Below are 12,903 nucleotides of genomic sequence, written 5' to 3' on the forward strand. Positions count from 1 at the left end.
GCCGGCTTGTCATGATGCGACCGGCGCGCAGCTGCGCGTTGCCTAACTATAACGACGAGGAATTAAACCATGACCATGAATAAGGCACTGCTTGCCCTGGCTGTCGCGTTTGCCATGACCGCTTGCTCGAACGCCGACCGCGCCGCCGATTCGGCCGCCGAAGCATCCGAGTCCGCTGCCGAGGCCCAGGCCGAGGCTTCGATGGCCGGCACCGGCGACGCTGCCGACGCTGCCCAGGCCGCTGCCGACGCTGCTGCGATGGCTGCCGATTCGGCCGCGATGGCCGCTGGCAACGCCGCAGGCGAAGGCGTCGAGGGCACCGGTGACGCCGCCGACGCTGCCGCCGACGCCGCCGACGCTGCCGAGCAGGCTGCGCAGGCTGCCGAGAACGCGGCTGATGCGGGCGAGAACGATCCGGCCAACTGATCCTGGCGGGAAACCTGACGGTTTCCGGATACCTCGCAGCAATGAAGACCGCCGGCAGATCGCCGGCGGTTTTTTTTTGCGTGCAGTTCGTACCTGCGACTATTTGGCTGCTGGCTCACGCCCGCTGCGCTGCGCCGGTGGACGCCGTCGTCACACCGGGCAAATGCCTGAAGCGGAATATTGCGTCGGCGACAGCGCTCCGGCCTTCAGCACTGCCGACCTACAGGGGATTTTTCCATGAACATCCAGCTCTACGTCCTGCTCGCCGCCAGTACCCTGGCGCTCGCTTCGTGCAACTCGCCTACCGCCGATCAGGAGGCGGAAGAGGCCGCCGCCCAAGCCGAGATCGCCGGCGAACGCGTCGCCTCCGCGGCCAGCTCGGCCAGTGACGCCGCGGTGGCAGGCGCCGAAGCCGCAGCGACCAGTGCGGCCGCTGGCGCCGGTGCGCTCGCCGCCGCCATGGATGAAGCCGCCGACCCGGTCCAGCAGGCCTACGAGGAAGGCAAGGCCAGTGCGGCCCGCGCGATCGGCGAGGCCGCCGATGAGGTGTCGGCCGAAATGCACGAGGAACAGGCCGAAGCCGAGGCCGAAGCGGCGACGCAACGACACGACTGATGGCCACCACGTCCCTGTAGGAGCGGCTTCAGCCGCGAACCCCAACCGATGTGCCGACGCGATCCACACCGCGTCGAAACCGCCTCTGCCTGGAGCCTCCTGCAGCGCACCGCGGCTTACCGGCATGCTTTGGAATTTCTGGTTCGGTCGACAGGTATGGTTTCATTCCCGCTTTAACGATGGCGCCGCGCATGTCCGCACTGACTTCCCAGCTCGACCCCCGTTCGCAGGAGTTCCAGGACAACGTCGCCTATCACCGCGCGCTGGTCGATGAACTCGATGCGCGCCTGGCGCGTGCGGCCGGCGGTGGTGGCGAGAAGGCGCGCGACCGCCACACCGAGCGCGGCAAGCTGCTCGCGCGCGACCGCATCACCGCCCTGCTCGACCCGGGTTCGCCGTTCCTGGAGATCGCGCCGCTGGCCGCGGAGGGCATGTACGACGATGCCGCGCCAGCCGCGGGCATGGTCTGCGGCATCGGGCGGGTAATGGGCCAGGAAGTCGTCGTGGTCGCCAACGACGCGACGGTCAAGGGCGGCACCTATTTCCCGATGACGGTCAAGAAGCACCTGCGCGCGCAGGAAGTCGCACGCGACAACCACCTGCCGTGCGTCTATCTGGTCGACTCGGGCGGCGCATTCCTGCCGCTGCAGGACGAGGTGTTCCCCGACCGGGAGCACTTCGGCCGCATCTTCTACAACCAGGCGCGCATGAGCGCGGAGAACATCCCGCAGATCGCGGTAGTCATGGGCTCGTGCACCGCCGGCGGCGCCTACGTGCCGGCGATGTGCGACGAGAGCATCATCGTCAGGGACCAGGGCACGATCTTCCTCGGCGGCCCGCCGCTGGTGAAGGCCGCCACCGGCGAGGTGGTCGATGCCGAGGCGCTCGGCGGCGCCGACGTGCACACCAGCGTCTCCGGCGTGGCCGATCACTACGCCGAGGACGACCGCCACGCGCTGCAGATCGCGCGCGACATCGTCGGCCACCTCAATCGAAGCAAGACACTGCCGGTCGCGGTTCAGCCGGCACGCGAGCCTCTGTACGCAGCCGAGGAGCTGTACGGCATCGTGCCGAAGGACACGCGCCGGCCATTCGACATCCGCGAAGTGATCGCGCGCATCGTCGACGGCAGCGAGCTGCACGAGTTCAAGGCGCGTTACGCGAAAACCCTGATCACCGGCTTCGCGCACGTGCACGGCTATCCGGTCGGCATCGTCGCCAACAACGGCATCCTGTTCGCCGAGAGCGCACTCAAGGGCGCGCACTTCATCGAGCTGTGCAACCAGCGCGGCATCCCGCTGGTGTTCCTGCAGAACATCACCGGCTTCATGGTCGGCAAGAAGTACGAGAACGCCGGCATCGCCAAGGACGGCGCCAAGATGGTGACCGCCGTGGCGTGCTCGCACGTGCCCAAGTTCACCGTGGTGATCGGCGGCAGCTTCGGCGCCGGCAACTACGCGATGTGCGGCCGCGCCTACGGTGCGCGATTCCTGTGGATGTGGCCGAATGCGCGGATCAGCGTAATGGGCGGCGAACAGGCCGCGAGCGTGCTGGCGACGGTCAGGCGCGACGGCATCGAGGGCCGCGGGGGCGAGTGGACGGCCGAGGAGGAAGAGGCGTTCAAGGCGCCGATCCGTGACCAGTACGAGTCGCAGGGCAATCCCTACTACGCGACCGCACGGCTGTGGGACGACGGCATCATCGACCCGGCCGACACCCGCCGCGTGCTCGGCCTGGGCTTGGCCGCGAGCCTCAATGCGCCGATCGACGAGCGCACGCGTTTCGGCGTGTTCCGGATGTAGCCAGCCCTGTACGAGCGGCTTCAGCCGCGAGCCTTTCGCCCAGGCCGCGCAGGAGCCACCCTCGATGCCACGCTCAGCGCCGATCACCCACGTGATCGCCACATGAACGCCGGCGACAGGCGTCGTTTTTTTGACGCAGCGCATGAACCGGCGACCCGCGGCGCTGCTAGCCTCGGGATCCCCCGCCTGCACATCGGGCCCAACTCGAGGACATACCGCACATGGCGATCTTCAACCAATCCAGCTCTTCCAAGCGCGAGACCGCTCCGCCGCCGTCGCCGCCTTCCGCCGATTCGGCGCTCAAGAAAGAGGCCACTCCCGAATCGGAGTTCTCGTACAACCCGGCCGCGACGCCGGCGGCGAGCGCCAAGCCTGTAGCGGCCAGCCGCCCGGCCGAGCGCGAGGCCAAGGAGTCGCTGATCGCCTCCGACCTGACGATCGAGGGCAAGATCGAGGGCGCCGGCCACATCCGCATCGCCGGCCGCTTCAAGGGCGACGTGCACGTGCAGGGCGACCTGACCATCGAGCACGGCGCCAAGCTGACCGGCGGCGTGCGCGCACGCAAGGTCACCATCGCCGGCGAACTCGACGGCAACATCGAGGCCGCCGAGAGGGTCGAACTGCTCGACGCCGGCGTGATGGTCGGTGACGTCAAGGCCGGCGTTTTGATTGTCGCGGCGGGCTCGAAGATGCGCGGCCAAGTCGAGTTCGGCTGGGACGAGAAGGACGCCGGTGGCAGGTCGCAGGGCAGCCGGAAAACCGAAGGCAGCACCGCGGAGTCCGGCGCCAGCGCATGAGCACACTGCGTCCAGGCGCCGCGCGCCCGGGCGCGGCGCGTCCGGGCAGCCCGGGCGCGACCCGCCCCTGCCCGCATTGCAAGACCACGATCCTGGAAAGCGCCAGCGTCTGCCCGGCCTGCAAGCATCACCTGCGGTTCGACTCGGCCCCGACGCAGGCCCGCGCGAGCGTGCCGCTGCAGGTCGAGGGCACGATCCGGCATCCGCCGAACGAGGCGGCGTGGGAATATTCGATGGTGTTGTCGATCCGCAACGAACGCGGTGAAGAGATCGACCGCAAGGTGATCGGCGTCGGCGCGCTGCAGGCGGGCCAGTCGCGCACGTTCAGCCTCGCGGTCGAGGTGACCGAAGCCCGCGGCGCGAAGCCGGCCAAGGGATTGCTGAAGAGGTAAGTTCGTCGCGGCGGCCCCTGGTGCTCCCTCACAGGCGGCACGACCGCCGACTCACTATCATCGACGGTCCCCGCAACCGACGGACCGCCCATGACCCACCCGCTGCTGAACCTGCGCGACGGCCCGATCGCGCGGCTGCGCCTGACCCGCCCCGAGGTCCACAACGCCTTCGACGCGATGCTGATCGCGGCGCTGACTGGCGCGCTGGAGGCGCTTGCCGGCGACGACGACATCCGCGTGGTGGTGCTGGAGGGCGACGGCGCCTCGTTCTCCGCCGGCGCCGACCTCAACTGGATGCGCGGCATGGCCGCCGCCAGCGAAGCGGACAACCGCGACGACGCCCTCGCCCTGGCCCGGCTGATGCGCACGCTCGACGAGCTGCCCAAGCCGACCATCGCCCGCGTGCACGGCGCGGCGTTCGGCGGCGGCGTCGGGCTGGTGGCGTGCTGCGACATCGCCATCGGCACCCCGCAGGCGAAGTTCGGACTGACCGAAAGCAAGCTCGGGCTGCTGCCGGCGGTGATTTCGCCGTACGTGATCGACGCCATCGGCGCCCGCCAGGCGCGACGCTGGTTCGCCAGCGCCGAGATCTTCGATGCCGCCGAGGCGCAGCGCATCGGGCTGCTGCACGAAGTGGTGGAGGCCGACGCGCTGGACGCCACGATCCAGCGCCAGATCGCCCTGCTGCTCAAGGCCGGCCCGCACGCGGCCGCGCAGGCGAAATCACTGGTGCGCCAGGTCGCCGCACACAGCGACCGCGACCGCCACGATGCCGACAACGCCGCGTTGATCGCGCAATTACGAGTCTCCGCAGAAGGCCAGGAAGGACTTAGCGCGTTTCTGGACAAGCGCAAACCGGGCTGGTGCAGTTGAGCCTCACCACAGCCCACGGCAAACGCAGGACGCGGATCAACACGGATGGACACGGATAAAAGCAGAATCATCGAGAAGGCGCTGACCGACAAGGTCATCGGCGGTTTTTACGCGGTCTACAATGAGCTGGGTGCCGGTTACCTGGAAAGCGTCTATGAAAACGCGTTGGTGATTGCGCTCGCGGAAGCGGGACTGGCGGTGGCGCAGCAGGCGGCGCTCAAAGTCCGGTTCCGCAGCCACGTCGTTGGCGAGTTCAGAGTGGATCTATTGGTCGAGGGCAGATTGATCGTTGAGGTCAAGGCGGTATCGCAGTTGGCCCCTGCCCACGAAGTGCAATTGGTCAATTACCTGAAGAGCTCAGGCATAGCCCTAGGACTGCTGCTGAATTTCGGCCCACGCCCAAATTTCAAACGTCGAATCCTGAGTCCAGCACTCCCAACCTCAGACAGCCGGCAAGCAAGTCCCTCCACGCCGACGTATACCCACCACTTGCCCTAGGCTGTTCCTGCTTTATCCGCCCTTTTTCGCTCTGATCCGCGTCAAAAAAATGTTCAATAAAATCCTCATAGCCAATCGCGGCGAGATCGCCTGCCGGATCATCCGCACCTGTCGCGAGCTCGGCATCCGCACCGTCGCGGTGTATTCGGAAGCCGACGCGGATGCGCAGCACGTGCGCCTGGCCGACGAGGCCCATTGCATCGGCGGGCCGCGTCCGGCCGACAGCTATCTGCGGGGTGAGGCGATCATCGAGGTCGCGCGCAACACCGGCGCGCAGGCGGTCCATCCCGGCTATGGGTTTCTCAGCGAGAACGCCGACTTCGCCGAGGCGGTCGAGGCCGCCGGTATCGTGTTCATCGGCCCCAGTGCCGCGTCGATGCGCAAGATGGGCAGCAAGGCCGGGGCCAAGGAGCTGATGCAGGCTGCCGGCGTGCCGGTGGTGCCGGGTTACACCGGCGAGGACCAGGACCCCGCGCACCTGCAGGCGCAGGCCGACCGCATCGGCTATCCGCTGATGATCAAGGCCGCGCACGGCGGCGGCGGCAAGGGCATGCGCATCGTGCGCGCCGCGGATGAATTCATCGCCAGTCTTGAGAGCTGCCAGCGCGAGGCACGCAATGCGTTCGGCCGCGACCGGGTGCTGCTGGAGCGCTACGTCGAGCAGCCGCGGCACATCGAGATACAGGTGTTCGGCGACGGCCACGGCAACGTGATCCACCTCAACGAGCGCGAGTGCTCGGCGCAGCGCCGTTACCAGAAGGTGCTGGAGGAGGCGCCCTCCCCCGCCCTGACGCCCGAGATGCGCCAGGCGATGGGTGAAGCGGCAGTGCTGGCTGCGCGCGCGATCGACTACGTCAACGCCGGCACGGTGGAGTTCATCGTCGGCCAGGACGCGGACGGCAGGCCCGGCGCGTTCTACTTCATGGAGATCAACACGCGCCTGCAGGTAGAGCACCCGGTAACCGAGCTGGTCACCGGCCTGGATCTGGTCGCGCTGCAGTTGCAGGTGGCCGCCGGTGCGCCGTTGCCGCTGGCCCAGCACGAGGTGCGCCAGCACGGCCATGCGATCGAGGTGCGGCTGTACGCGGAGGACCCGGAGGCCGGCTTCCTGCCGGGCTCGGGCCGGCTGGAGCGGCTGCGCCTGCCGGAGCCCTCGGCCCATGTGCGGATCGACTCGGGCGTGGTCGAGGGCGACAGCGTGACGATCTTCTACGATCCGATGATCGCCAAGCTCATCGTGCACGACCTCGACCGGCCGCGTGCGCTAGCCCGGCTGCGCGAGGCGCTGGCGCAATGCGCGATCGCCGGGCCGAAATCGAATATCGAATTCCTCGAACGGCTGGTGCGCCACCCGCGCGTGGTCGAAGGCACGATCGACACCGGCTATCTCGATCGCCACCTCGATCAGTTCCTGCCATCCGACAGCGCCCCCGACACCGACCTGCTGCTGGCCGCGGCGGTCACGCGCCTGCTCGCCCAGGAGCGCATAATGCGCGAACGGGCGGCCGCCTCGGGCGATCCGACCTCGCCCTGGGCGATCGCAGACGGCTTCCGCCTCGGCCACGGCAGCCGGCGCAGCCTGGCGTTCCTGCACCGCGGGGAGCGTATCGAGCTGCACGCCCAGGGCAGCGATGGCGACTACCGGATCGAACACGACGGCCAGTCCCACACGATCGGCGGTGCGCGGCTGGCCGGTGGCGTCCTCACTTTGCGTAATGGCGGGAGGGGGAAACGATTTTCGGTGCTCGGATCTGCTGTGCTCGACGGGGACACGCTCGATCCGGGCGGTTCCGGCGGCGGCGGTGACCTGCTCGTGCACGATGGCCAGCAGCGCCTGCGCCTGCAGGCGGTCGCGATGTACCGGCCCGAACACGGTGCCGATGGCAGCAGCGCCGACCGCCTCACCGCACCGATGCCGGGGCGGGTGGTGGTGGTCAAGGCCGCCGCCGGCGACGCGGTCGAGTCCGGACAGGAAGTGATGGTGATCGAAGCGATGAAGATGGAACTGAGCCTCAAGGCACCGCGCGCGGGCACGGTCCAAGAGGTGCGTGCGTCCGCCGGCGATTTCGTCGACGCCGACGCGGTGTTGGTGACGCTGGAGCCATGAACATGCGTGCCACGCCCGCGAACCGTGGAACCGAGCTTGCTCGGCTGCATTGTCGCGGAGAAGAGCAGCCGAGCAAGCCCGGCGTCGCGGGTGCGCGGTGATGGGCAACCACGTCCGCATCGTCGAAGTCGGCCCGCGCGACGGGCTGCAGAACGAGAAGACGCTGGTCGCCTCCGCCGACAAGATAGAGCTGATCGACCGGCTCTCGGCGACCGGGCTGAAAAGCATCGAGGCGACCAGCTTCGTCAGTCCCAAGTGGGTGCCGCAGCTGGCCGACGCCGCCGAGGTGTTCGCCGGCATCACGCGCAGGCCCGGCGTGCAGTACCCGGTGCTGGTGCCCAACGAGCGCGGCTACGAGCGCGCGCGCAGCGTCGGGGTCGAGGAGATCGCGGTGTTCACCGCCGCCTCGGAGGCGTTCAACAAGACCAACATCAACGCCTCCATCGACGAGTCGCTGGCGCGGTTTGCGCCGGTGCTCCAGCGTGCTCGCCAGGACGGGGTGCGGGTGCGCGGCTACGTCTCCACCGTGCTCGGCTGCCCGTACCAGGGCGAGGTGCCGCTGGCCGACGTGGTGCGCGTGGCAAGTTCGCTGCACGCGATGGGCTGCTATGAGGTCTCGCTCGGCGACACCATCGGCATCGGCACGCCGCACCAGGCGCGCGCAATGCTGCGGGCGGTCGCCGCGGAACTGCCGATATCGGCGCTGGCGGTCCACTTCCACGACACTTACGGGCAGGCGCTGTCGAATATCCTGGCGTGCCTGGAGGACGGCGTGGCGGTGATCGACTCGGCGGTGTCCGGCGCCGGTGGCTGCCCGTACGCCAAGGGCGCCAGCGGCAACGTCGCCAGCGAAGACGTGGTGTACATGCTGCACGGCCTCGGCCTGGACACCGGCATCGACCTGGACGCGCTGGCCGAAACCGGCCGCTGGCTCGCCGCCAGGCTTGGCCGCGAGACCGGCAGCAAGGTCGGCAGGGCGCTGGCGGCGGCATGAACATGCGGCCGCACACGACCGACCCGTCCTCATCGCGCGACGCGCTGAGCGCGCTGAACGTGGTGAATGCATTGGGCGCCTTCAGCCACCTCGACGCGACGGATGCTGCGGACACGGCAGGCACACTGGCGGCGCTTGAGCGTATCGCCGACGACCCATCGCAACCGGCCGCAAACCGCCTGCTGCTGCAGCAGGCCTGCGAAGCGCTACGCGCGAACCGCGATGCCGCCGAAGCCGCGCACCTGCGCTACCGCGCGCTGTTCGACGCGGTGCCCGACCCGGTCAGCATCCTTGACGAAACCGGCCGCGTGCTGGACCTCAACAAGGCCGGCATGGCCGCCTACCAGCGTCCGCGCGAGCAGATCGTCGGCCAGTCGATCCACGCACTTAATCCGGAACTGCCGCACGACCATCTGAAGCCGATCCTGGACACGCTCAGCCGTGGCGAGACCTGCGTCATGGAGGTCACCAACATGCGTAGCGACGGCAGCCGTTTCCCGGTCGAGGTGCATTTCGCCGGGTTCGTCCACGAGGGGCGCAACTGCATCGTCGCGGTCGCACGCGACCTCACCGGCCGCCGCCAGGCCGAACTGCGCTACCGCGAACTGATTGAGACCATCGACAGCGGCGTGATCGTGCAACAGGCCGACGGCCGCGTGATCCACGCCAACGTCGCCGCCTTGCGGATCTTCGGCATCGGCGAGGGGCAGCATGTCGACGAGGAACTCCAGCCGCAGCACTGGATGATCGTCGACGAACACGGCCGCGAGCTGCCACCGGCGCAGCTGCCACCGCAGCGCGCGATGCGGTGGGGCCGCATCATCGAGAGCACCGTACTGGGCTACTTCCACCGGCAGCGGCGGCAACTGATCTGGTTGTCGGTGACCTCGGTGCCGCAGTACCCCGCCGGCGCGGACCACCCCGAGCAGGTGCTAACCCTGTTTTCCGACGTCACCGAACTCAAGCGCGACAGTGCGCTGTTCGACCGGGCGCAGTCGCTGGCGCACATCGGCGGTTGGGAGTGGGACACCGGCCGCGACAGGCTGTACCTGACCGACGAGGCCCAGCGCATCCTCGGCCGCTATCCCGCGCCGGACACCATGGAGGGCATGCTGGACTGCCTGCGCGATGCCGACCGGGAGACCTTGCGCGACGGCTTCGAGCGCGCGATCGCCACCGGCCGCGCGATCGACCTGGAGCTGCAGGGCGCGCGCGGCAGCGGGCAGCCGTTCTGGGTGCGGGTGATCGGCGAGGCCGAGTCCAGCGACCCGGTCAGCTCGCGTCTGACCGGCACGCTGCAGGAGGTCACCGAGCGCAAGCAGACCGAGGAGACGCTGCGCGTGCAGGCGCGCACCGACCCGCTGACCGGGCTGCTCAACCGCGACGCGGTGCTGCTTGAACTGGACGCGAGGCTGCAGGACGCGGTGCAGGCCGAACTGGCGGTGCTGTACATCGACCTGGACCGCTTCAAGATCGTCAACGACGTGCTCGGCCACGCCGCCGGCGACCGCCTGCTGGCCACCGCCGCGCGCCGCATCCGCCAGGCGGTCGGCACCGAAGGCCTGATCGCGCGTTTCGGCGGCGACGAGTTCCTGGTGATCTGCTCCACCGGCGACGACCCCGGCTGCCCGCAACGACTCGCCACGGCGATCCTGCAGGTGTTCGGCGACAGCTTCCGGCTCGATGGCGAGGAATTCAGCATCACCGCCAGCATCGGCATCGCTCAGGCCCCAGCCGATGGCGTGCGTTCGCAACAACTGATCCAGAGCGCCGACGTCGCGATGTACGACAGCAAGCGGCGCGGCCGCAATGGCTTGCAGGCGTTCACCCACCAACTGGCCGAGCAGCAGCTGCACCGCCTGCAGATGGAAACCCACCTGCGCCGCGCGGTGCAGAACGACGAGTTCCGTCTGGTCTACCAGCCGCAGGTGGCGCTCGCCAGCGGCCGACTGGTCGCGGCCGAATCACTGATCCGCTGGCGCAACCAGTCGCTCGGCGAGATGCGCCCGGACCGTTTCATCGACCATGCCGAGAGCACCGGCGACATCGTCGGCATCGGCACCTGGGTGCTCAACGAATCCTGCCGGCAGCTGCGGCGCTGGCGCGACGACGGGCTGGCGATCGAACGCATCGCGGTCAACGTCTCGTACCGGCAGTTCCTGGGCCAGGACCTGGCCAGCAACGTGCGACGGGCGCTGGCCGAATCGGGCCTGCCCGGCAGCTCGCTGGAACTGGAGTTCACCGAGCGGGTGCTGATCGAGGACGAGCCCGACACCCTGCGCACCTTCGCCGAGCTGCGCGCGCTCGGCGTGACCCTGTCGATAGACGATTTCGGCGAGGGCTACAGCGCGCTTAACTACCTGCGTCGCCTGCCGATCCACGGCCTCAAGCTCAGCCAGTTGTTCGTGCAGGGCGTGCCGGACAACCATTCCGACATCGCGGTATGCCAGGCGATCACCGGCATCGCCACCAGCCTCGGCCTCGGCCTGGTCGCCGAGGGCATCGAAACCGAGGCCCAGCGCGAATTCCTGATGAAGCTCGGCGTGCCGATCGGCCAGGGCTACCTGTTCGCCAGCGGGCTGCCGGGCGATGAGTTTCTCGAGCGCTACCTGGCAGGTGCCCCCGCTCCCACGCCGCGGCCGACCAGTGCGGGACCGGCCGCCCACCACCCGTCGTAGAGCGGAGCCTGCTCCGCTGCCTTGCTCCCGTCGCGCCTAAAGCCAGCCGAGCAAGCTCGGCTCTACGGGCTGCGTGAAAGCGGCGCCGCCGTTAAAATCAGCGCTTTCCGCCCGCAGGACCTCCCTCATGCAGCTATCCGATACCCGCGCCATCATCACCGGCGGCGTCTCCGGCCTCGGCCTCGCGGTCGCCCGGCACCTGGTCAGGCACGGCGGCAAGGTCGCGCTGTTCGATGTCAACGATGAAAAGGGCGAGGCCGCGGTGGCCGAACTCGGCGACACGCACGCGCGCTACTTCAAGACCGATGTCACCGACGAGGCCGGCGTGGAGGGCAACGTTGCGGCGGCCAGCGAATTCCTCGGCGGACTCAACGCGACCATCAACTGCGCCGGCATCCTCGGCGCCGGCCGCGTGCTCGGCCGCGAGGGCGCGATGAAACTGTCGCAGTTCCAGACCACGGTGATGGTCAACCTGGTCGGCAGCTTCAACGTGGCCAAGGCCGCCGCCGAGCTAATGCAGCACAACGAGCCCGGCAACGATGGCGAGCGCGGCGTGATCGTCAACACTGCGTCGGTCGCCGCCTACGAGGGCCAGATCGGCCAGGCCGCGTATTCGGCGTCCAAGGGCGGCGTGGTCGGCATGACCCTGCCGATGGCGCGCGAGCTGGCGCGCTTCGGCATCCGCGTGATGACGGTGGCGCCGGGTGTGTTCTGGACGCCGATGGTCGACGGCATGCCCGAGGAGGTGCAGAAGTCCCTCGCCGCGACCATCCCCTACCCGTCGCGCCTGGGCCGGCCGGAGGAGTTCGCCGACCTGGTCGGGTACATCCTGGGCAACACGTATCTCAACGGCGAGACGATCCGGCTGGACGGGGCGACGCGGCTGGCGCCGAAATAAGCCGCTCTGACAGGCACGACACCTGTAGGAGCGCCCCATGGGCGCGATGCTCTTCGATCCGGCCATGCGCGGAAGCATCGCGCCCATGGGGCGCTCCTACAAAGGCAACCAACGTTCTCTGGAAAACGCATGAAAGCCTACGACATCAAGAAAGGCAACGTGGTCGAGCACAACAACACCGTCTACCAGGTGCGCGACATCGAACGCAGCTCGCCGCAGGGACGCGGCGGCAACGTCAAGTTCCGCTTCACGATGTATTCGGTGCCCGGCGGCAGCAAGTTCGACCTGAGCCTCGGTGGCGACGACGAGCTCAAGGAAGTCGAGCTCAGCCGCCGCCAGGCCACGTTCTCGTACAAGGACGGCGAGGCGTTCGTGTTCCTCGACGACGAGGACTACACCCCGTACACGCTGGATGCCGACGTTGTCGGCGACGCCGCCGGCTACATCGTGCCGGACCTGTCGGGCTGCTATGTGCAGATCATCGACGACGCCCCTGTCGCGCTGCAGTTGCCCGCCAGCGTCTCCCTGGAGGTGGTCGAGACCCCGCCCGAACTCAAGGGCGGCACCGCGACCAAGCGGCCGAAGCCGGCGCGGCTGTCGACCGGCATCGAGATCATGGTCCCGGAGTACATCGGCACCGGCGAGCGGGTCCTGGTCAGCACCAGCACCGGCGAGTTCGCCGGCCGCGCCGATTGAAACGCCCCCCTGTACCGGCCGCGCCGATTGAAACACCCCCCTGTAGGAGCGGCTTCAGCCGCGATGCTTTTCGGCCCGGTCGCGAAGAAGCCCACCCCGGTGTAGGAGCGACGTAAGTCGCGACAAG

General features: G+C 68.5%; 12 protein-coding genes. All 12 read left to right on the plus strand.

Features of this window, described 5'->3' with window-relative positions:
* Positions 1-69: 69 nt before the first annotated feature.
* The 12 genes from ACJQWM_RS03595 (at position 70) to yeiP (ending at position 12,776) form a co-directional block, all read left to right on the plus strand.
* A complete protein-coding gene (locus ACJQWM_RS03595; RefSeq protein WP_332701844.1) occupies positions 70-426 on the plus strand; it encodes a hypothetical protein in 357 nt (118 codons plus the stop codon).
* A 237-nt stretch (positions 427-663) separates the two neighbouring features.
* Positions 664-1,041, plus strand: a complete 378-nt coding sequence (locus tag ACJQWM_RS03600; protein ID WP_332701842.1) for a hypothetical protein — start codon at positions 664-666, stop codon at positions 1,039-1,041.
* Between the two features lie 191 nt (positions 1,042-1,232).
* Positions 1,233-2,843, plus strand: coding sequence for a carboxyl transferase domain-containing protein (locus ACJQWM_RS03605; protein WP_332701841.1), 1,611 nt, complete (start codon positions 1,233-1,235; stop codon positions 2,841-2,843).
* Between the two features lie 221 nt (positions 2,844-3,064).
* Positions 3,065-3,640 (plus strand): bactofilin family protein, encoded by a 576-nt coding sequence (locus ACJQWM_RS03610; RefSeq protein WP_332701839.1) that lies wholly within the window; start codon positions 3,065-3,067, stop codon positions 3,638-3,640.
* The gene (locus ACJQWM_RS03615; RefSeq protein ID WP_332701837.1) at positions 3,637-4,032 is read left to right on the plus strand and encodes a hypothetical protein; all 396 of its coding nucleotides are present in this window, start codon (positions 3,637-3,639) and stop codon (positions 4,030-4,032) included. Before ACJQWM_RS03610 ends, ACJQWM_RS03615 begins: the two co-directional genes overlap by 4 nt.
* A 90-nt stretch (positions 4,033-4,122) precedes the next feature.
* Positions 4,123-4,905: an enoyl-CoA hydratase-related protein gene (locus ACJQWM_RS03620; protein ID WP_332701835.1), complete on the plus strand. Its 783-nt coding sequence runs from the start codon at positions 4,123-4,125 to the stop codon at positions 4,903-4,905.
* Positions 4,906-4,950: 45 nt separating this feature from the next.
* Positions 4,951-5,403 carry a GxxExxY protein gene (locus ACJQWM_RS03625; protein ID WP_330970146.1) on the plus strand — a complete coding sequence of 151 codons (453 nt, stop codon included), beginning with the start codon at positions 4,951-4,953 and terminating at the stop codon, positions 5,401-5,403.
* A 49-nt stretch (positions 5,404-5,452) separates the two neighbouring features.
* The gene (locus tag ACJQWM_RS03630) at positions 5,453-7,510 is read left to right on the plus strand and encodes an acetyl/propionyl/methylcrotonyl-CoA carboxylase subunit alpha (RefSeq protein ID WP_332701829.1); all 2,058 of its coding nucleotides are present in this window, start codon (positions 5,453-5,455) and stop codon (positions 7,508-7,510) included.
* 100 nt (positions 7,511-7,610) lie between these two features.
* Positions 7,611-8,504: a hydroxymethylglutaryl-CoA lyase gene (locus ACJQWM_RS03635; protein WP_332701827.1), complete on the plus strand. Its 894-nt coding sequence runs from the start codon at positions 7,611-7,613 to the stop codon at positions 8,502-8,504.
* Positions 8,501-11,182 (plus strand): sensor domain-containing protein, encoded by a 2,682-nt coding sequence (locus tag ACJQWM_RS03640; RefSeq protein WP_332701825.1) that lies wholly within the window; start codon positions 8,501-8,503, stop codon positions 11,180-11,182. Before ACJQWM_RS03635 ends, ACJQWM_RS03640 begins: the two co-directional genes overlap by 4 nt.
* A gap of 127 nt (positions 11,183-11,309) precedes the next feature.
* A complete protein-coding gene (locus ACJQWM_RS03645) occupies positions 11,310-12,080 on the plus strand; it encodes an SDR family NAD(P)-dependent oxidoreductase (RefSeq protein WP_332701823.1) in 771 nt (256 codons plus the stop codon).
* Positions 12,081-12,209: 129 nt separating this feature from the next.
* Positions 12,210-12,776, plus strand: a complete 567-nt coding sequence (gene yeiP / locus ACJQWM_RS03650) for an elongation factor P-like protein YeiP (protein ID WP_332701821.1) — start codon at positions 12,210-12,212, stop codon at positions 12,774-12,776.
* Positions 12,777-12,903: the final 127 nt, after the last annotated feature.

Source organism: Novilysobacter longmucuonensis, from assembly GCF_046600735.1.
GTDB lineage: Bacteria > Pseudomonadota > Gammaproteobacteria > Xanthomonadales > Xanthomonadaceae > Novilysobacter_A > Novilysobacter_A longmucuonensis.